At 71.3% G+C, this 19,227-nt stretch carries 14 protein-coding genes; 5 read left to right on the forward strand and 9 right to left on the reverse strand.

The features are described 5' to 3' along the window. Window positions 1-84 precede the first annotated feature (84 nt). The gene (locus KVY00_RS06495; protein ID WP_255572849.1) at window positions 85-639 is read left to right on the forward strand and encodes a YqaJ viral recombinase family protein; all 555 of its coding nucleotides are present in this window, start codon (window positions 85-87) and stop codon (window positions 637-639) included. A gap of 291 nt (window positions 640-930) precedes the next feature. On the opposite strand, the gene KVY00_RS06500 is transcribed toward KVY00_RS06495, so the two are convergent. The 7 genes from KVY00_RS06500 to KVY00_RS06535 all read right to left on the reverse strand — a co-directional run bounded on the left by KVY00_RS06500 (window position 931) and on the right by KVY00_RS06535 (window position 11,857). After that, window positions 931-1,551 carry a PH domain-containing protein gene (locus tag KVY00_RS06500; RefSeq protein WP_223044873.1) on the reverse strand — a complete coding sequence of 207 codons (621 nt, stop codon included), beginning with the start codon at window positions 1,549-1,551 and terminating at the stop codon, window positions 931-933. A 4-nt stretch (window positions 1,552-1,555) separates the two neighbouring features. Beyond that, window positions 1,556-3,325 carry an SPFH domain-containing protein gene (locus KVY00_RS06505; RefSeq protein WP_223044874.1) on the reverse strand — a complete coding sequence of 590 codons (1,770 nt, stop codon included), beginning with the start codon at window positions 3,323-3,325 and terminating at the stop codon, window positions 1,556-1,558. 11 nt (window positions 3,326-3,336) lie between these two features. After that, the gene (locus KVY00_RS06510; protein WP_255572879.1) at window positions 3,337-4,071 is read right to left on the reverse strand and encodes a hypothetical protein; all 735 of its coding nucleotides are present in this window, start codon (window positions 4,069-4,071) and stop codon (window positions 3,337-3,339) included. Between the two features lie 65 nt (window positions 4,072-4,136). Continuing rightward, window positions 4,137-6,890, reverse strand: a complete 2,754-nt coding sequence (locus KVY00_RS06520; RefSeq protein WP_255572804.1) for an ATP-binding cassette domain-containing protein — start codon at window positions 6,888-6,890, stop codon at window positions 4,137-4,139. After that, window positions 6,887-8,083 (reverse strand): ABC transporter permease, encoded by a 1,197-nt coding sequence (locus KVY00_RS06525; RefSeq protein WP_255572805.1) that lies wholly within the window; start codon window positions 8,081-8,083, stop codon window positions 6,887-6,889. The genes KVY00_RS06520 and KVY00_RS06525 overlap by 4 nt, the downstream gene beginning before the upstream one ends. Window positions 8,084-8,284: 201 nt before the next feature. Further along, window positions 8,285-9,871 carry an ABC transporter substrate-binding protein gene (locus tag KVY00_RS06530; protein WP_223044875.1) on the reverse strand — a complete coding sequence of 529 codons (1,587 nt, stop codon included), beginning with the start codon at window positions 9,869-9,871 and terminating at the stop codon, window positions 8,285-8,287. A gap of 543 nt (window positions 9,872-10,414) precedes the next feature. Continuing rightward, window positions 10,415-11,857, reverse strand: a complete 1,443-nt coding sequence (locus KVY00_RS06535; RefSeq protein ID WP_255572806.1) for an amidohydrolase family protein — start codon at window positions 11,855-11,857, stop codon at window positions 10,415-10,417. A 114-nt stretch (window positions 11,858-11,971) separates the two neighbouring features. Here KVY00_RS06535 and KVY00_RS06540 point away from each other — a divergent pair, with 114 nt between their 5' ends. Further along, the gene (locus KVY00_RS06540) at window positions 11,972-12,337 is read left to right on the forward strand and encodes a DUF2568 domain-containing protein (protein WP_223044876.1); all 366 of its coding nucleotides are present in this window, start codon (window positions 11,972-11,974) and stop codon (window positions 12,335-12,337) included. A 102-nt stretch (window positions 12,338-12,439) separates the two neighbouring features. Here KVY00_RS06540 and KVY00_RS06545 read toward each other — a convergent pair whose 3' ends face one another. Continuing rightward, window positions 12,440-13,408 (reverse strand): LacI family DNA-binding transcriptional regulator, encoded by a 969-nt coding sequence (locus tag KVY00_RS06545; RefSeq protein ID WP_223044877.1) that lies wholly within the window; start codon window positions 13,406-13,408, stop codon window positions 12,440-12,442. 189 nt (window positions 13,409-13,597) lie between these two features. Between KVY00_RS06545 and KVY00_RS06550 the strand changes: the two genes are divergently transcribed. From KVY00_RS06550 to KVY00_RS06560, 3 genes are all read left to right on the forward strand, one after another. Further along, window positions 13,598-14,857, forward strand: coding sequence for an MFS transporter (locus KVY00_RS06550; protein WP_255572807.1), 1,260 nt, complete (start codon window positions 13,598-13,600; stop codon window positions 14,855-14,857). Then, entirely contained in the window at window positions 14,854-16,491 is a 1,638-nt protein-coding gene (locus tag KVY00_RS06555) for an amidohydrolase (RefSeq protein ID WP_223044879.1), read from the forward strand. Before KVY00_RS06550 ends, KVY00_RS06555 begins: the two co-directional genes overlap by 4 nt. A 173-nt stretch (window positions 16,492-16,664) precedes the next feature. Then, complete coding sequence (locus tag KVY00_RS06560) at window positions 16,665-17,768, forward strand: LLM class flavin-dependent oxidoreductase (protein ID WP_223044880.1); 1,104 nt, start codon at window positions 16,665-16,667, stop codon at window positions 17,766-17,768. Window positions 17,769-18,115: 347 nt separating this feature from the next. Here the strand turns inward: KVY00_RS06560 and KVY00_RS06565 are convergent, their stop codons facing one another. Next, window positions 18,116-19,180: a C45 family autoproteolytic acyltransferase/hydolase gene (locus tag KVY00_RS06565; protein WP_223044881.1), complete on the reverse strand. Its 1,065-nt coding sequence runs from the start codon at window positions 19,178-19,180 to the stop codon at window positions 18,116-18,118. Between the last annotated feature and the right edge of the window lie 47 nt (window positions 19,181-19,227).

Here is a 19,227-nt window from a genome sequence, read left to right on the forward strand (position 1 = left end):
CGCGGGAGGGCTTGGAGCGCACTCCGCGTCCGGGCGTGGAAGACTGGAGCGGTGAGCGACACGATCCCCTCCTACCTGACCCGCATGGTCACCGACGGAACGGATCGCATGGCGTGGATGCGAGCCCGGGCGCGCGGCATCACCGCGACCGACGTCGCGAAACTCACGAGCGCCCGTGCGATCGAGGCCGCCGCTCACGAGAAGCTGCACGGCAGCCGCTTCACCGGCAACGCGTACACCGCGCACGGCAAGGCCCGCGAACCCGAGATCGCCGCGTGGGTGCTCCGGGAGCACGAGATCTCCCCCAGCCAGGCGCTCTTCCACGCGGAGGCCGACCTGCGGCACCTCGCAACCCCCGACGGACTCGCGCAGCGGCAGACCGGCACGATCGAGCTCGCCGAGATCAAGACCACCAACAAGGAATGGCGATCGATCCCGCGCAACTACCTGCGTCAGGTCTGGTGGCAGCAGTACGTGCTCGGCGCGGAGCGCACCCTCGTGGTGTGGGAGCGCCACGAGAACTTCGTGCCGGTGGGAGATCCCGAGTGCCGGTGGGTGGATCGCGACGAGAGCGAGATCGAGCGGCTCGTGAAGATGGCGGGCCAGCTCATCGACGTGCTCATCGCGCGCACGACCTGAGCCGGTTGGGGCTGGTCTTCCCGGGCTGCCGGTTGGGGTTCCCCCGGGCCCCGTTCCCGGTCCCCCGGGCTGCCGGCCCCGTTCCCGGTCCCCCAGCCGCCGGCTGCCGGCCCCTAAATCGGGCGGGACACCGCTGCTCGATGGAATCGGGGTCGCTTGGGGCGCTTCCCGGGGCTCGAAAGCGCCGCGAGCGACCCCGATTTCAGTGAGGCGCTCTGGGGCGGGCGAAGGCGCGGCGGTGCGGAGCGGCGGCCGTGCGGAGCGGCCCCGGGCCGCCGCCGTCGGCGACGATCACCAGAACGAGACGGTCCCCTGGTCGGTGCGCCCCTGCGTCGCGGGCGGGGCCTCCTGCACCGGGAGGTTCGCGAGCCGCTGCTCCATGCGCGTCGAGTGCTCGTAGTTGCGCTCCATGAGGTCGTGCAGCGCGTCGGCGATCCGCTCGCTGCCGGGCACGTCGGCCAGCCTCAGGCTCTCCGGCCCGTGCAGCAGATCGATGTCTCCGGCGCCCCACATGCGCTGCAGGAGGCTGCGGCGTGACCGCACCTCCCTCACTCTGCCGAGGGCGACCTCGCTGCGATGGCGCGAGAAGAGCCCGCGTCTGAGGATCACACGGCGGGTGGTGACCGTGGTGCGGTGCGCGAGCCAGGAGAGGATCGGCAGCACCCCGAGCAGCAGGGCGAGCAGGATCGCTGCCGCTCCGGCGCCGAGGTTCATCCAGGCGGAGGGCAGCGCCCCCACCCAGAACCCCGAGGCCGCCGCGATCACGACCAGGGCGATGACCGGCGGCACGAGCTTTCGACCATGCCGCCGGAACCGCACCACCACGACCTCCGGCTGCGAATAGTTCGCCGGGGCGGGGCCGAGCACCGACTCGACCTCCGCGGTGACCGATCGTGGGGTGCGGGGTGGCATGACCCTATTCTGCCGGGTTCTGCTGAGGCGCAGCGCCGAAACCGTCGAGGCGGTCGCTCGCGGTGGCGCCCGCGCGCTGTGCCGCTTCGCCGGCCGCTTCGGCTGCAACGCCGGCCGCCTCCGCGGCCTCGGCCGCAGCGTTCGAGGCGGAGGCCGCAAGACCCTGCGAGGCCTGCGAGAGTCGGTCGCCGGCTGCCGAATGACGCGCTGCGTCACGCGTATCGGCCGTGTCCGCAGCCGCCCGCTGGGCGCGATCCCGCTGCGAGTCGCCCCTGTGCGCCTGATCCGACTGCGAGTGATCCGCCCGCGACTCGCCCGCCTGCGACTCGCCCGCCTGCGAGCGATGCGACCGGGCCTCGCCCGACTGCGCCTGCGCGGCCCTGCCCGCCGCCGCACCGGCAGCGCCGCCGGTGACCGCGCCGTTCAGCATGCCGACGAGGTCGATGCCGACGGTCTCGCGCGCCATCTCGAGCATGCCCTTGATATTGCCCATCGCGTCGCCGGTGATCTTCGACGAGCCGTCGGCTGAGACCACGGTCATGTTGTCGATCGCACCGATCGCCTGCGCGTACTCGCCGGCGATCTCGGGCAGCAGGTGGATGAGCTCCTGCGCCAGCACGGCCTGCGACTGGGTTTCGAGCGCACGTGCGCGCGCGTCGATGGCCGCGGCCTCGGCGGTGCCCTTCGCTTCGAGCGCGGCGGCCTCGGCCCGGCCCTCGGCTTCGAGCGCCTCGGACGCCGCGATACGAGCCGCCCTGTTCGCCAGGCCCTCCCGCTCGATCGCCTTCGCGCGGCCCTCGGCGGCCGACACCGACGCGGCTGCCTCCGCCTTCGCGAGCGCCTCGACCCGGTAGGCCTCGGCCTCGGCGACCGCACGAACGTCGGCGTTCAGCTTCTCGGTGCGGAGCGCGACCTCCTTCTGCGCGGTGATCTGCTGCTGCTCGACGATCGCCTGCTGCTGGATCGCCTGCTCGAGCGGCTCAGCGGCCGATGCCTGCGCCGTCGCCTTATCGGTCTCGGCCTGGATCTCGGCCTGGCGCAGCTTCAGCTCGCGGTTGCGATCGAGGAGCACCTTCTCGGCCGAGATCTTCGCCTCCTGCGAAGCCTGGTACGCGTTGGTCTCGGCGATGTCAGCCGCCTGACGCACCTTCGCGGCCTCGGGGCGACCGATGTTGGCGATGTAGTCGGCGGCGTCGCGGATCTCCTGGATCTGCAGGGTGTCGACCACGAGGCCCTGCTTGGTCAGCGCCTCCTCCGCGGCCTCGAGCACGCTCTGGGCGACGACGGCGCGATCGCGGATGATCTGCAGCACCGTGAGACCGCCGATGATCGAGCGCAGCGAGCCCGACAGCACCTCCTGCGTCGACTCGTCGATCTCATCGGAGTTCGAGAGGAATCGCTGAGCGGCGGCGCGGATCATCTCCTGGGTGCCGCCCACCTTGACCACCGCGACGGCCTGAGCCTGAATTGTGATGCCGTCGGTCGTCTGCGCCTCGGTGGTGATGGAGAGCCTGCGCGAGCGCAGCGAGATCGTGAACGACTTCTGCACGAAGGGCACGACGAACACGCCGCCGCCCGTGACCACCTTCTGCCCGGAAAGATCGCGGGTCTTGTTGCCGGCGGCGTCGACGACCTCCTTCCCCTTCCCACCCGTGACGATGATCGCCTCGTCGGGTTTGGCGATGCGGTATCGCTTGATGATGACGAGAGCCACCAGCACCAGCGCGATAACCGCGCCGAAGATGCCGATGATCGCCGGGCTTGCGAGCAACATTCAGTCTCCGTTCATTGGGTAGAGGGGTCTGTGGCAGAGCCTGGATCGGCAGCGGGGCCGGGACCGGCGGCGGGACTTGGGCCGGTGGCGGGCGCGGGCCCGTCAGCAGGGCTGGGGCCGGCAGCAGGGCCGGGACCGGTAGCGGGCGCGGGACCATCAGCAGAGCCGGGGCCGGCAGCGCGTGGGGTGCCGTCTGCGTCGTCCGCACGCTGGATCGGTTCGACGCGCACCGAGGTGGAGGTGATCGTCTGGATCACGCGGACCATCGATCCGCGTGGAATCGCCGTGTCAGCCGAGGCCGCGAGCGAGATGCGCTCGCCGTGGCGGGTGACCGCGACCTCGCCGAGGCCGCCCTCGGGGATCGCGAGTACGACGGCGCCCTCGGAGCCGACCAGGTCGCCGCCGCTCACAGCGGTACTCGACTCGGCCCCTCGGATCAAGCGCGACAGCCACCACGCGGCTGCGCCGCCCACGAGCCCCGCCAGAGCGCCGACGATCGCGGCGACCGGGGTGGACATCCCAGCGCCGACGCTCGCGAACGAGGTGAAGCCGAAGATCGCCGTGAATGCGGCGATCGTGGTGAGGCTGAGCGGGCCGTCGCCGAAATCGAAGGCGTCGAAGATGCCGTCGAGCAGCAGGGAGATCAGCAGCAGCACCCCGCCGACGATGCCGATGATGAGGAAGATACCGCCGGTGATCAGCGAACCGTCGAGCAACCGCTCGAACCAGCTCATGATGCTATCCATCGCGGGCCTCCTCTCGTGCGGCGCGTTACTGGCAGGGTATCAAGGGCCTCGGACATCGTGGCGCCTCACGAAGCCGAACGCCGCTCGACGTCGTCGATTCGGGGCACAGCGGCGAGCAGCTCTCGGCCGTAGGCGGTGCGCGGTGCGCGGAAGAAGTCGGATCCGCCGCTCTCCACCGCTTCGCCGTCGCGCATCACGAGCACCTCGTCGCACAGCGCGTGCACCACCGCGAGGTCGTGAGAGACGAGCACAAGCGTCACGTCGAGATCGCGGCGGAGCTCCTGCAGCAGCGAGACGACGCTCGCCTGCACGGAGACGTCGAGCGCGCTCGTCGGCTCGTCGGCGACGATCACGCGCGGCTCCACGGCGAGCGCGCGCGCAAGCGCCACCCGCTGACGCTGCCCGCCGGAGAGCTCGTGCGGGTAGGCGCGCGCGAGCGCCGGTTCGAGTCGCACTGCCTCGAGCAGTTCGACGATCCGAGCGCGCCGCTCGGCACCGCCCGCGCCTAGCCCGTGCACCCGCAGCAGTTCGCCGAGCGTCTGGGCCACGGTCATGCGCGGGTTGAGCGACGAGTACGGGTCCTGGGGCACGAGCTGGATCGCCCGGCGTTCGACCCGCCCGCGGCGCGACGGCTGCGGGCGACCGTCGAGCAGCACGGAGCCCGAGGCGAGCGGAAGCTGCCCTGCGATCGCGCGGGCGAGCGTGGTCTTGCCGGATCCCGACTCCCCCACGATCCCCAGCGCCCCGCCCCGCTGCACCGCCAGCGAGACCCCTGCAACCGCCACGGTGCGCCCATAGCGCACGCTCGCGCCGCGCACCTCGATCGCGGGGGCCGGCCGCGCCGCGTGTTCCTGTTCACTCACCGTCGCAGGGGCGGCGAGAGGTCGAAAAAGGCTCTCCTCGGGGGAGTTCGAGAGCCGTTTTCGACCTTTCGCGGACCTGTCGCGGGCGGCAGATGCGCGCACGGACGGCTCGGTCGGCGCGGGCGGCTCGAACGGCTCAGGCGACTCACGCAGCTCAGGCAGCGCGGGCGGCTCAGACGCCTCAGGCGACTCGCGCAATTCACGCAACTCAGACCGCTCGGGCAGCTCAGACAGCTCAGGCGGCTCGCGCAACTCGGGCAGCGTCGGCACCGCTTCAAGAAGGTCGCGCGTGTACGGCTCACGCGGATCCCGCACCACCCGCGCCGTCGCCCCCGTCTCCACGACCCGCCCGCCGCGCATCACGATCACTCTGTCGCACATCGACGCGACCACGGCCAGATCGTGGCTCACGAACACGAGGGTGATTCCGCGGGTGCGGCGCAGTTCGTCGAGCAGGTCGAGCACGCGCCGCTGCACCGTCACGTCGAGGGCGGTCGTCGGCTCGTCGCAGAGCAGCACCGCGGGATCCCCTGCCAGCGCCATCGCGATCACGACGCGCTGGCGCTGGCCGCCCGAGAGTTGATGCGGGTAGGAGCGGGCGATCCGCTCGGGATCGGGCAGTCTCACCAGCTCGAGCAACTCGAGCACTCGAGCCCGGCCGCCCTCTCGCGACTCGCCCTGCGCGGCCGCGACCGCCTCGCGCAGTTGCACGCCCACTCGGGTGAGCGGATCGAGGGCGGTCAGCGGATCCTGGAACACCATGCGCACCGCCCCAGCGACCATCACGTCGCCGCCCGCGATCCGGGTGCCCGCCGGCATCATGCCGAGCAGTGCGCGCAGGGTGAGGCTCTTGCCCGACCCCGACTCCCCCACGATGCCGAGGGCCTCGCCTGGACCCGCCTCGAGGTCGAGCCCGTCGACGAGGGGCGATCCCGCGCTCGACTCGACGCGCAGCCCGCGCACGCGCACCTCGCCCGCACGGGCGCGAGCTGCAGCGTCGGGGCTCGGCGCCTCGTCGCTGCGCCGAGATGACGCGTGCGGCCCTTTCTCCTGCGCAACAGGGCCGTTCGCGTCATTTCGATCGCTGCCGACCCCCGCCGCACCGCCAACCCCCGCCGCACCTCCGCCACGCGCCGCACCGCCGACCCGCATCGCGTCGCCCACGCCGTCGCCGAGCAGCGACAGTGCCACCCCGGTCAGCACGACGGCGAGCCCGGGCAGTGCCGACAACCACCAGTGCGTGGTGATGAACGCCTGCCCGTCGGAGATCATGGTTCCCCAGTCGGGCGTCGGCGGCTGAATGCCCAGCCCCAGGTAGCCGAGCGTGACGATCGCCACCATGATCAGCACGATCTCGGTCGCCAGCAGCACGATCGCCTGGGGCAGCACGTTCGGCAGCACGTGCCGTATCAGCACCCGCGCGTGCGACAGCCCGCCCCCGCGAGCTGCCTGCACCCAGCCCGCATCGCGCAGCGAGGCCGTCATCGCCCGCAGCACCCGCGCGTACCCCACCCAGCCGACCAGGGCGAAGGCCACGACGATGCCGCCCTCGCCCGCACCCACCGCGAACACGATGGCGATCACGATCACATAGAAGGGGAAGGCGATCACGGTGTCGACGACGCGAGATCCGATCCAGTCGACCGCGCCGCCGAAGTAGCCGGTCACGAGGCCCACTGCGACACCGATCACGAACGGGGCGATCGCGGCGAGGAGGGCGACGCGCAGGTCGGTCTGCCCCGCGAACAGCATGCGCGACAGCACGTCGCGTCCGAGCTGGTCGGTGCCGAACCAGTGCTCGGGCGACGGCGGCAGCAGCCCGCCCGTGAGATTCTGCGCGCTGGGCGAGTACGGCGCGATCACGGGTGCGAGCAGTGCGGAACAGAGGATCAGCGCGAATAGTACCGCTCCGCCGATGAAGGCGGGCGAACGGAGAGCGCGTCGCCAGAACGTCATCGGCCGCCCCCTTCGCCATCGCTCGGGCGCGGGGACCGCGAAGCCAGACCCCCGCTGACGCTACCCGGCTCGGACGCGGTCCCATCCTCGGAGCCCGGGCGCCCACCCGCCCCGCTCGAGGAAGCCCCCGCGCCGCCCGGTATCCCGCCGACGCGGTCGGCTCGCTGAAGCGCGAACGAGCGGTTCTCCGCTTCGCGGCCCTCGGATACGCGCAGTCTCGGGTCGAGCAGCGCCGCGAGCACCCCGGCCAGCGTCGTCACCAGCACGACGAGCACCGCGCAGTAGAGCGCCACCCCCTGCACGACGGGGAAGTCGCGGCTGCCGATCGACTGGAACAGCAGTGTGCCGAGACCGCCGATCCCGAACACCTTCTCGACCACCAGGGTGCCGCCGATCAGATACGCCGTATTGACGCTCAGCAGCGTGAGCGCGGGCAGCGCAGCCCCGCGCACCACGTGCCGCCAGAGGATGCGCCGCTCAGGGATGCGGGCCGCCCGCAACGTCGTCACGAAATCGGCCGAGAGCACCTCGAGCAGCTGCGCGCGCAGCGAGCGGATGAGCGGCGGCGCCATCCCCAGCGCCACCGCGAGCGCGGGCAGGAAGAGGCTGCGCAGCGGTTCGCCCGGCCCCGATCCGACACCCCCGACCGGTAGCCACCGCAGCTGCACTCCGAACACGATGATGAGCAGCAGGCCGATCCAGAACAGCGGCATGCCCATACCCACCGCGGGCAGCACCCGCACCGCGTGATCCACCCAGCCGTCGCGGCGCAGGGCGGCGGCGAGCGCGAGCGGAACCGCGATGACCACGGCGAGCAGCACGGCGAAGACGACGATGCCGAGGCTCACGGGCGCCTTCTCGAAGATGAGCTCGCGCGTGGAGGCCCCGGTGACGAGTGAGTCGCCCGTGTCGAACCGGGTGACGAGCTGCCCGAGGAAATCGGTGAACTGCCGCCACAGCGACTGGTCGAGGCCGAGTTTCTCGCGAAGGGCCGCGACCGCCTCGGGCGTGGCGCGTTCACCGAGGATCATGGCCGCCGGATCCCCCGGCACCATGCGCAGCAGGAAGAACACCGCCACCACCACGCCGAGCATCACCGGGACGACGCGCGCGGCGATCCTGCCCGCCGCCCGCAGCGCATGGGAGGCAGCGCCGCGGGCCCGCCGCGCTGATGCCGCCGTCTGTTGGTTCACGGTTTCACCCTACTGGCGGCCTCGGACATTGATGGGTGCGAGGGATCCCGGAACCCCGCTGCGCCGGGCAGGCGCGCCGGGCGAGCTCGGCTGGCCGGGCGCGCCGGGCTGGCTGGCCCGGCCCCGGAGCCGGTCGCCCGGGATCCGCCTAGCCCGACCCCAGAACCGACCGGCCCCAGGATCCGCCCGGCCCGACCCCGACTACTCGGCTCCGCCCCCGGTCAGCCAGGCCTCCTCGAACCGCACGCTCGAGTTCGGCAGCACGGTGAAGCCGTGCACGTCCGCGGTCGTGGCCTTCAGGTTGGCCGGGAAGAACAGCGGGATATAGGGCACCTCGTCGGCGAGGATCTGCTGGATCTCCTCGTAGATCGCCCGGCGCTCGTCGCCCGGGGCGGTCGTGCGGCCCTCGTGCATGAGCTCGGTCACGCGATCGTTCGTGTAGTGCGTCCAGTACGACTTGCTGAAGCCCTCGGGATCAGCCTGGAAGGTAATGAACCCGTTGGGATCCGGCGCGTCGGACTGCCCGCTGTTGATCATGAAGTCGTAGTCGTAGGCGAAGAAGCGATCGCGGAAGACCGCGATGTCGAGCTGCTCGATCTCGACGTCGATGTTGATCTCGGCGAGGGCCTCCTGCACGATCTGGGCGATCTGCGCGCGCTGCGAGTTGCCGCTCGCGATGAGCAGCGTCGTCTTGAACCCGTCGGGGTACGCCGACTGCGCGAGCTCGGCCTTCGCCGCGTCGACGTCGAAGTCGAGCGCTTCGACGGTGTCGTTCGCCGAGTAGGTGATGCTGGGCGGCAGCAGCGAGTTCGCGACCTCGGCGGTGCCGAAGGTGGTCGCCGAGGTGATCCCCTCGCGGTCGAGCGCATGGGCGATGGCGCGGCGCACGTGCGGATCGGCGAACTGCTCGCGCTGCGTGTTGAAGAAGATCTGCTCGGTCGACCAGCCGTCGGTCTGCGAGAGCACCGTGTCTGCGGAGTCGACCTCAGCGGCGTTCGCTGCGGGAACCGTGTCGATCGCGTCGATCTGGCCGGCGGCGAGCTGCTGGCGCAGCTGCGTGTCGTCGGCGATGAACTTGTAGACGAGCCCGTCGAGGTAGGGTTTGCCCTCCTGCCAGTAATGCTCGTTCTTCACGAAGGTGAGGTCGCCGTTCGGATCCCACTCGTCGACGACGAACGGGCCGGTGCCGATCGGGTTCTTGAAGAACTGCTCCTCGCTCACGCCGCCGAAGTCCGCCGGGAAGATGCCGTTCGAGAAGCCCGAGAGCTCCGACAGGAACGGCGTGTACGGGGACTCGAGCGTAATCGTCACCTCGCGCTCGCCGGTCTCCTCGATGCTCGCGATCGGAGCTGTCAGCGGCAGCGGGCCGCCGACCTCGAGGTGGCGGTTCAGCGAGAACACGACGTCGGCGGGGGTGACCTCGTCGCCGTTCGAGAACTTCAGCCCGTCGCGCAGCGTGAAGGTGTAGACGAGGCCGTCGTCGCTCTCGTCGTACTCGGCCAGCCAGGGGCCGATCTCGCCGTTCTCGTCGAACGCGACGAGCGGTTCGAAGATCTTGTCGATCGCGAACGCGTTGTTGGCGGTGATCTGCTGGTTGAGATCGAGGTCGTTCACCGATGCGACCCGACCGAAGGTGAGGGTGCCGCCGGCGACGGGGGTCGCATCCTCGGCGGTTGTCCCGGAGTTCGCGCCGCCCGCGCAGGCGCTGAGCAGCAGGGCCGCCGCGGCGATCGAGGCGGTCGCGAGCGCGAGGCGGCTGCGCGAGGCGGTGCGGGGGTGTCTGGGCACGGGGCTCCTCCGGGGCGTGGGTCGGTTCGTGGGTCGGGCGTGGGTCGGGATGTAGTTTCGTGATGCAGTTCGGGATCGGCGCGCCGGCGCACCCTGTTCCGGCCGGAGCGCCGGCGCGCCCTGTGTGGTCTATGCACATACGCTAACTCGCCTGCACACGATGGACCACTTTGCGCCCGATCCGCAGAACCACGCGCCCGCCCGTCGCGCCCGTCGCGGCCATCGCCCGTCGCGCCCGCCCCACCGCGGCCCACCCATGGCCGCCCCAGGCGTTCGAGGTCGTTTTCGTGCGTGTCGCGCGAGGCGACACGCACGAAAACGACCTCGAATCCGCGACACGGCCGAAAGTGACCCCGGACCCAATGGAGCGGCGAAGCCGGGAGCGCGAACAGGCACCCCCTCCCCTGAACGCGGAGTGCCATTCTGCGTGTACCCCACGGTGCGTACCAGCAGATCGGGACTCCGCTACGGAACGCGCGAAGGCAAGGTGACGCCTAGGACACGGGTGCAGTGCGCACGGCCGCAGGGCGTACGGGCACCGACTCAGGTGCCGCGCGTCGCGATCGGATCGATCAACAGGCCTCCGAGGAGCACGGCCACGATGGATTCGGGATCGCTCAGCGCCCCCGGTTCTCGAGGATCACGGCGCAGGATCACGCCGTCGGCGACAGCGCCCTCGGCGATCCGCCCCACCGACCCACCCGGCGCACCGTGCGCGCCCGACGCACCAGGCGCACCCGGCACACCCGGCGCACCCGGCGCACCCGGCGCACCCGGCGAACCATCCGCACCCGGCCCACCCCTTGCGCTCGAGCCCCTCTCCCCGACCCGGGCCAGTAGTTCGGCGCCGCCCCGGGTCGCGGCGACGAGCGCCTCCTCCGGAGAGAGCCCGGCCTCGACCAGAGCGTCGAACTCGAGCCCGTTGGTGCCGTGCTGATCCGGGGTTCCGTAGTCGGTTCCGAGTGCGATCGCGAGCCCGGCGTCGCGAGCGCGCAGCACCGCGCGGGGGTGCGCGCCGACCGCTTCGTCAACCCGGGCGCGCAGCGCGGCGGGCAGCACTCCCGCGTCGATCATGCGCTGCACGAGACGGTAGATGCGCAGCGTCGGAACGAGCGTCATACCGCGCTCGGCGGCGCGGCGGGCCTGGTCATCGCTCAGGAAGATCCCGTGCTCGATACTCAGCGCACCGGCCTCGATCGCGTCGTCGATGGCCGCTCCGCCCCAGGCGTGCACCATCACTCCCGCGCGGGCGCGCTCCGCCCTCCGCACCGCGTCGCGCACCTCGTCCGCGGTGAACATCGGATCGAGCCCGGCCCCGGCCGGCGACCCCACACCGGCCGTCGCGTACAGCTTCACCCACTCCGCACCCGATTCGAGCACACCCTCGACCGCGCGGTCGAGCCCGCCGGCAGCGTCTGCCACGGCACGGTCGATGATGCGGGTCGAGAGCTGCATGCGCGGGCGGCGGGAGCTCGGGATCGCGGCCAGCGTGCTCGCGTCGAGACCTCCGGCGTCGCGCGCGCTCGTGAACCGCGCCGCGAGCGTCGACGCGAGGCCCCGCTCGGTCGCGGCCAGCGTCTCGGACTCGGTCATGCGCGCGCGGTCCTCGGCGTCGAACGCGTGCCAGGCAGCGTGCAGGTGGGCGTCGACGAGACCCGGGATCAGCCACAGGTCACCCGCGGGTGCAGCGGGATCGGCGGGATCGCCGGGATCGCCGGGAAGCGTCTGAAGGGCGAATTCGGCGCCGTTCGCGCGATCCTCCCTGCCCGGCGCGACGGGATCGAGGCCGTTCGGGCGATCCTCCCCACGCGCGGGGCCTGCGGCGCCCGTGGCACCCTCCGCGAGCCCCTCACCGCCCAGCGAGAACACACCGTCGCTCCAGGAGACGCGCGTCGGCGAGGAGAAGCCTCCGCGCTCGTCGAGGATCCGGATCCCGCGCACCGCACCGCCCATCTCCACCTCCGAGTAGGTCACCTCGCCCGCCATCCACGGTAGCCGCCGAGAGGCTGATTTCGCACGCTCCGGGGCCGTAGAACCTGCGGAACCTGCCTCTCGACGGGGTCACGGCTGACGGATCCCGCGGTCGATTAGACTGTTGCGGTGACCAGCGTTTCCGAAGTTCAGCCCGCCCGCACGTCCGCGATCCTGCAGCTCGTACGAGGCCTCTTCCATCTCGTCGCCGTCGTCTCGGTGTCGGTGTGGGGGTTCGTCGCCTGGCCGCTGCCGTTCCCGGGTCTGCTCACGGGCTTCGGGTTCCTGGTGCTGTCGGTGCTGCTGTGGGCGCTCTTCCTGTCGCCGCGGCCCGTGCTGCGCACCGACCGTTTCGCGCAGGCCCTGTTCGAGCTGCTGCTGCTCGCGGCGGCGGTCGCCGCGCTGCTCGCGCTCGGCGTGATCTGGATCGTCCCCGCGGTCTACGGCGTCGCGGGCGCGGTCGTCGGCTTCATCGCGTCGACGCGCGGGGCCTGATCCCGAGCCATCCCGCGAGGTGATCCCGCGGTCGTCGGCGACCCGCCAGCCGGCGCCGACCTCCGCAGAATGGCGCGTGGGCAGCTCCCCGGCCCCGGGCACTCAACTCAGAAGGCGGGCGTGGTGCACGACGCGCTCGCCCGGCTCGGCCTCCCCGGAGATCACCCGCAGCAGCAGACGTGCCGCGGATCGCCCGTAGTCGCGGGCGCGGAGATCGATGCCGAGCACTCCGACCGAGCCCGGTTCGGCGGCCATCGTCGCGAGGATCGGCCGCGGTGTTCGGGCGGATCGCGTTTCGCCCCACAAGGCGCGCGCTCGCATCGCGAGACCCTGCCCCACCCAAACGATCGAGTCGGCACCGGCAGCGGCGAGGTCTTCGAGCACGCTCCGGATCGCCTCGTCTTCAGGCGTGACGGGGAGCCGGCGCAGCACCGACTCGATCCCTCGGGCAGCGCACCACGACCGATAGCCGTCGACTACGTGCGTGGCCCAGAGGGGCTCCCGCTCGGGCTCGAGCGCGACAAGCGCGGGCGCCGCGCTGCCCGCCGAACCGAGCGTGTCGAGCACCTCCCGCACAAGCCCCTCGTGGTCGGCCGCGATCCAGGCCGAGACACGCTCGCGGTCCGGCCCCTCGTAGTCGCCCACCGAGACGATCGGCACCGGGCCGACGCGTGCGATCGCCTCGCCGAAGCTGCTCGGCGCCGGGTCGAGCGCGAGAAGCCCGTCGACGGAGGGACGCCGGCCGGCCCGCGGCGCCGCGGTGTCCGCGAGCAACAGGAGATCGTTGCCGGTCTCGGCGGCAACGTCGGCGGCGCCGAAGGCGAACTCCATGTAGAAGGAGAGCTCCCGGACATCGGCGGGAATGTGCAGGCCGATCGCGCCGTGAGAGCCACCACGGAGCCGCTGCGCGGCCCGATTGGAGACGTACCCCATGGCCTCGGCCTGGGCGAGGACCCGCTCTCGGGTGGCCGCGGACACCCGACCCCGACCGTGCAGCGCTGAGGAGACAGCCGTCTTCGATATGCCGAGCGCCTGCGCGATGTCGACGATCGTCACAGTTGAACCGGTCATAGGACTCAGTCTAGGCCGGGATCAGGGGTACTATTCCTCGTTCTATGGGCTATGCTGGCCGCGATGCGGGAACGTTCCCGCATTGCGGACGCGCGACCAGCACAACCCGCAGGAGGCGGAGGAATTTTGCTCCCGAAGCCACTCCCGTCCCCGACCAGCACGATCCCCCCACCCGACAAAGGAGTCTCCGTGACCTCATCCCAAGCCCCCGCCCCTTCGGGCCTCGCCTCCCTGACCTCGAAGGTGGTGCTCGGATTCATAGGCACCTGGGTCATCGCGCTTATGGCGGCCAACCTCGTTCCAGTGCTCATCGCGGCGATGCGGCAGGATCTCGGCGTGGACATCGGCACCGCCGGAGCGCTCGCCACCGGCATGACCGCCGGCTCAGCTCTGGCGATGTTCGTCACCAATCGGTTCGTGGCCCGCGCCGACCGTCCACGGCTGGGCCGCGTCGGCCTCGTGCTCATGGTGGTCGGCTACGGCGTGCCCGCGATCTGGCTCGCCACACCGACGGTCATGGGCGGCCTGATCCTCGGCGGGATCGGCGCCGGCATCATGATCGCCACGGGCACGGCGGCAGCGTCCTCCACGCGCAACCCGGACCGCACGGTCGCGACCATCATGATCATCAACCGCGTGGGCGCGACGGCGCTCCTCGCGATCGCCCCGATCTTCCACAACGACCTGCGGACGGTACTCATCGTCATCGCGTCGCTCGGCGTCTTCGGCCTCATCTTCGCCGGCGGCCTCCCCAATCTTCCCGCGAATCGCGTTCCCAGCGCCGAGACCGCCGCGAACGCTTCAGGAGCTCCGAGCGCCGCGATCCGTGGCACCATCACCGCGACCGCCGTGGTACTCGCCATCTCGATGGCGCTGTGGTCACTCACCGAGGACATGGTCTACTCGATGACCAGCGTGCTCGCGCAGCAGTCCGGCCTCTCCCCCGAGGTATCGGGCATGCTGCTCGCCGGTAAAGTGGGCGGCGGCCTCGTCGGCGCGCTCGTCGCTCCCCTGCTGCTGCGCTGGCTGGGCCGCAGCTGGTCCCTCGTCGCGCTGATCCTCATCAGCACCGCGACCAAGTTCATCATGATCACGAGCGCATCTGCCGCTGCCTACAGCGTCTCGATCATCATCTGGGGCACAGCCTACGGAGCACTGCTCGTGCTCGTCACGGGCCTCGCCGCTGTCATGGACGTCACCGGTCGCACGGGCGTGCTCGTCTTCGGCTTTTATATCGTCGGGGTGGCGTTCGGTCCCCTCATCGGCGGGCAGTTCATCGGCGTGCTCGCCCCGCTGCAGTACGCGCTGCTGGTCACCGTGCCGAGTGCGCTGTTCGGGATCGCACTGTTCGTGATCGCCCGCAGCCGGCGCAAGTACGAGAGCGGCAACACCACCGCCGTGGTCGTGCTGCCCGAGACCGATGCCGAGCACGAGGAGGCACGGGCATGAGCGCGCGCGAGGCGGCCGACCTGGTCGTGCACGCCGCGAGGATCCGCACCTTCGCATCAGAGCCCGGCAGCATCGCCTCACCCGCCGACGCACCCGAAGCGGTGGCGGTACGCGACGGACGGATCGTAGCCGTCGGCTCTCGCGAAGAGATCGCCGAGCTGATCGGACCCGGCACCCGGGTCGAGGAGCACGCGGGAGCCACCGTGATGCCGGGTCTCATCGACGGGCACACGCACGTCGTGCTCGGGCTCGAGCTCACCCGCGGCGAGCAGCTCACGGACCTGACGCTCGACGAAGTGCGGAGCCGGCTCTCGGAAGCCGCTCGCAACGCCGGGCCGGGCGAGTGGATCATCGGATGGGGCGTGGACCCCAACATCTTCACCGAGAGCGGATTCACCGGCCGGATCTTCGACGACGCGACGGCGGGGCACCCTGCGTTCCTCCGCATGCGCGATGCGCACTCGGCCGTGGTGAACAGCGCGGGCATCGCGGCCGTCGGCCTCACCGGAGCCGAGCGGTTCCCCGACGAGTCCGAGATCGGCGTCGACACCGAAGGCCGCCCGACCGGCTACCTGCTGGAACTCGCGGCGATCGACCTCGTGCTCGGCCGCATGCCCGCCGAGTCGATCGAGGTCCGCGCGCAGCGACTGTCGCGGCTGCTCGACGGTATGGCCGCCGCGGGGATCACCTCGACGCACGTGATGGACTTCCACCCGTGGAGTCGGGAGCTCCTCGAGTTACTCGAGGGACGGGGCGACCTGCCGGTGCGCCTCCGCTTCTCTCCCATGGTGCCGCCCGGCTCCGATGAGGAAGCGCTCGCCGAGATCGCCGCGCTCCAGGGCCTCGCGGGTCGCCGCTGGCGAGTCGAGGGGGTGAAGTTCATGATCGACGGCACCGTGGACAACGGCTCGGCCTGGCTCGAGCACCCCGACTGCTACGGGCAGGGCACCCGCTCGATCTGGACCGACCCCGAGACCTACCGCCGTGCACTGCGGTTCTTCGCCGAGCGGGGTGTGCCCACCGCGACCCACGCGATCGGCGACCGGGGCGTGGCGTTCGTGCTCGACTCGATCGAGTCGCTCGGCGACGTCGCCTCGCTCGCGCCCCACCGGATCGAGCACATCGAGACGATCCCGGATGACACGCTCGAGCGCTTCGTCGCCCTCGGGGTGGCTGCGAGCATGCAGCCGATCCACGGGGTGCGCCACACGCTCGCGGACCGCTCAGACAACTGGTCCGTTCGGCTCGGTGAGGAGCGCGCCGCGCGGGGCTGGCGCGCGGGCGATCTGCGGCGCTCCGGCGCGATCGTCGCACTCGGCAGCGACTGGCCGGTGACCCCGTTCGACCCGCGCGCGATGATGGCCGAGACCGTGCTGCGCCGCCCGCTGGCCCGACCGGAGCTCGCGCCGGTGCAGCCCGAGCAGGCGCTGACGATCACCGAGGCCCTCGAGGGGTACACGACGCACGCGGCGCGGGCGGCGGGCCTCTCGGACGAGGGCGTGATCCGCCCGGGCGCGCGAGCCGCGTTCACGGTGTTCGCGAACGATCCGCTCTCGATGTCTGCCGAGGAGCTCGCCGCGGCCGAGATCGTCGCCACCTACGTGGACGGCGCACGCGTCGCGGTCTCCGCTTAGGCCCGCGGACAGGCGTTCTGCTGCGAGCCCGCCGAGAAAGCCCCTGTCGCCGAGCGAGCGGACCCCCTATGCCGCGAGTGTGCCCCCTGTTCCACTGCACGGACGGGGGCCGCTCGCGGCGCAGGGGTCCACTCGCGCGGAATACGAAAACCCGCCGGCAGGTTGAGACTTCCGTGCCTTACTCCTCCCCCGCCCCAGGCTCCGCCCCCGCCAACCCGCGGCGCACCGTCGCCGGTGCGACCCCCGAACAGCTGGTCCTCGGCCTCGACACCTTCGGCGACGTCACCCGCACTCCCGACGGCGACCCCGTACACCACGCACAGGTGATCCGCGACGTGGTCGAGCAGGCCGCGCTCGCCGACCGCCTCGGCGTCGACGCGATCACCCTCGGCGAGCACCACCGAGACGACTTCGCGCTCAGCAGCCCCGAGATCGCCCTCGCCGCTATCGCGAGCCGCACCGAGCGGATCCTGCTCGGCACCGGTGTCACCGTGCTGTCGAGCGACGATCCTGTGCGGGTCTACGAGCGCTTCGCGACGCTCGACGCCGTGAGCTCGGGGCGAGCCGAGGTGATCCTGGGCCGCGGCTCCTTCACCGAGTCGTTCCCGCTCTTCGGCTACCGGCTCGAGGACTACGACGCCCTGTTCAGCGAGAAGCTCGACCTCTTCGCGAAGCTGCGCGGCGAGGGCCCGGTGACCTGGTCGGGCGCCCACCGCAGTCCGCTCGTCGAGCAGGAGGTCTTCCCGAAGACCGAACAGCCCGACGGCGTGAACGCCTGGATCGGCGTCGGCGGGAGTCCGCACTCCGTGCTGCGCACCGTGCAGGTGGGCATCCCGATGATGCTCGCGATCATCGGCGGGGATCCCGAGCGCTTCGTGCCCTTCGCGAACCTCTACCGCCAGGCCCAGGACGAGCTGGGGCGGGATCCGATGCCGCTCGGCGTCCACTCTCCCGGACACGTCGCCGCGACCGATGCGGAGGCCCGGGAGCAACTGTGGCCGCACTTCGAGGCGAACCGCAACCGCATCGGCGCCGAGCGCGGCTGGCCGGCGACGACGCGCGCCGAGTTCGAGCGCGAGGCGGATGCGGGATCGCTGTACGTGGGCTCGCCCGAAACGGTGGCGCAGCGGATCGCCCGCACCGTGCGACTGCTCGGCGCCGACCGCTTCGACATCAAGTACGCCAACGGCACGATGCCGCACGAGCTGCTGTGCGAGAGCATCGAGCTCTACGGGCGCGAGGTGATCCCGCGCGTACGCGAGCTGCTCGCGGCGTGAGCCGATCCCCGCACCCGTTCCCGGGAACGGGGAGTCCCAAAACGTCGTGACCGCCGTGGGGAATTCGACATTTGGGGACTCGCGTTCCGACCGAGTACGCGACGCCGCCCACGGCCGTCGGTCACCCGCCAGCCGCCAGCGGCCACCGCCTACCGCCGCCGCCTACTGCCGCCGATCACCCGTGCGCACACTCCTTCACGCACCGATCTACCCTGCAGCACACCGAATCAGCGAAATCGGTGTGCTACTGGGTAGATCGGTGCTGTTTGGCCGGCGACAACCCGCAGGCAGACCCCGCAGGTAGACCCCGCAAGCAGAGCCCCCAGCAGTACAGCCCCCAAGCACCCTCAAGCGACGAGCGTGCGCCACTCCCCCGTCTCGGCCTCGGTGGGCATTCCGTCGAGCACGCGCATCGTGCGTGCGTCGGGGTCGGTGAGCACCGTGGCGAGGGTCGCCCACCGCTCCCCGTACGACTTCGACATGTCGGCGCGGCAGGTGAGCGGGGGCTCGCCCTCGCCCGAGAGCAGTACGCGCACCATCTCGTCGGCGGCGTCCGGCAGACCCGACGCCAGGCGCTCGCGCACGAGGGCGAGGCGCGCTGACGAGTCGGGTTCGTAGATCTCCGACTTCTGAGCGGCGAGCGGGCTCTCGTGCTGGAAGTGGTTGGTGCGCTGCACCGAACCGTTCATCTCCTCGATCGGGAAGACCCCCGCCGGGCTCATCTCGACCGACACGGCCCGCGAGGCGTCGAGCATCGTGAACGCCGACGACGACGCCACGGGCGCCTCGCGGATCAGCTCGATCGCCTCGTCGACGGAGCGGCATTCCGAGAGCACCACGCTCGAGAGCACGTGCATGGGTACCCCGTCGGGGCCGTCCTCGCGGTGGCCGAGGATGTTGAAGTGCAGCGCCAGCCCGGCCTCGTTGACGCCGATCTTCGAGACGATGCCCTGCTCGGTGAGCCCGACGTAGCGCAGGCCCGGCCCGGTCACGGCGTGCGTGTGCCAGAAGGGATCGAGTTCGATGTGCCAGTCCCAGGTCTGCACGCCGAGGCGATGCCCGCCCACCTGCGCCGTCAGCGTCGAGCACTCGCTCGCGCCGCGCCCGCCGAGCGCGATGATCTCGGTGCGGGCGTTGAGCGCGACCACCTGGGCGAGCTCGATCCCGGCGCCCTCGGCGATCCCGGCGAACTCCTCGAGCAGCGCCGGTCGCCATGCCGAGAGCGCCGCGATGACGCGCTCAGCCCCCTCGCGCTCGGTGGCCTCGCTCACGCCGAGCACGCGGAACAGCTCCGCGTACTTGGCGTAGGCCGCGGGAAGCGTCGCGCGCAGGGCGGTGCCGCGGCTCAGCCCCAGCTCGCGGTGCGTGGCGCCCGAGACGTCGATGTGGAGGCGTTCGGGTGTGGTGGTCATGTCGGTTCCTTCGTGATGGATTCGGGATCGGGATCGGGCTTCGACGG

Origin of the sequence: Leucobacter tenebrionis (genome assembly GCF_019884725.1) — a bacterium.
GTDB lineage: Bacteria > Actinomycetota > Actinomycetes > Actinomycetales > Microbacteriaceae > Leucobacter > Leucobacter tenebrionis.

Coding starts and splice junctions, on each gene's coding strand:
- KVY00_RS06495 (WP_255572849.1), top strand. CDS start 85: ATGGTCACCGACGGAACGGATCGCATGGCGTGGATGCGAGCCCGGGCG.
- KVY00_RS06500 (WP_223044873.1), bottom strand. CDS start 1,551: ATGCCACCCCGCACCCCACGATCGGTCACCGCGGAGGTCGAGTCGGTG.
- KVY00_RS06505 (WP_223044874.1), bottom strand. CDS start 3,325: ATGTTGCTCGCAAGCCCGGCGATCATCGGCATCTTCGGCGCGGTTATC.
- KVY00_RS06510 (WP_255572879.1), bottom strand. CDS start 4,071: ATGGATAGCATCATGAGCTGGTTCGAGCGGTTGCTCGACGGTTCGCTG.
- KVY00_RS06520 (WP_255572804.1), bottom strand. CDS start 6,890: ATGACGTTCTGGCGACGCGCTCTCCGTTCGCCCGCCTTCATCGGCGGA.
- KVY00_RS06535 (WP_255572806.1), bottom strand. CDS start 11,857: ATGGCGGGCGAGGTGACCTACTCGGAGGTGGAGATGGGCGGTGCGGTG.
- KVY00_RS06545 (WP_223044877.1), bottom strand. CDS start 13,408: ATGACCGGTTCAACTGTGACGATCGTCGACATCGCGCAGGCGCTCGGC.
- KVY00_RS06555 (WP_223044879.1), top strand. CDS start 14,854: ATGAGCGCGCGCGAGGCGGCCGACCTGGTCGTGCACGCCGCGAGGATC.
- KVY00_RS06565 (WP_223044881.1), bottom strand. CDS start 19,180: ATGACCACCACACCCGAACGCCTCCACATCGACGTCTCGGGCGCCACG.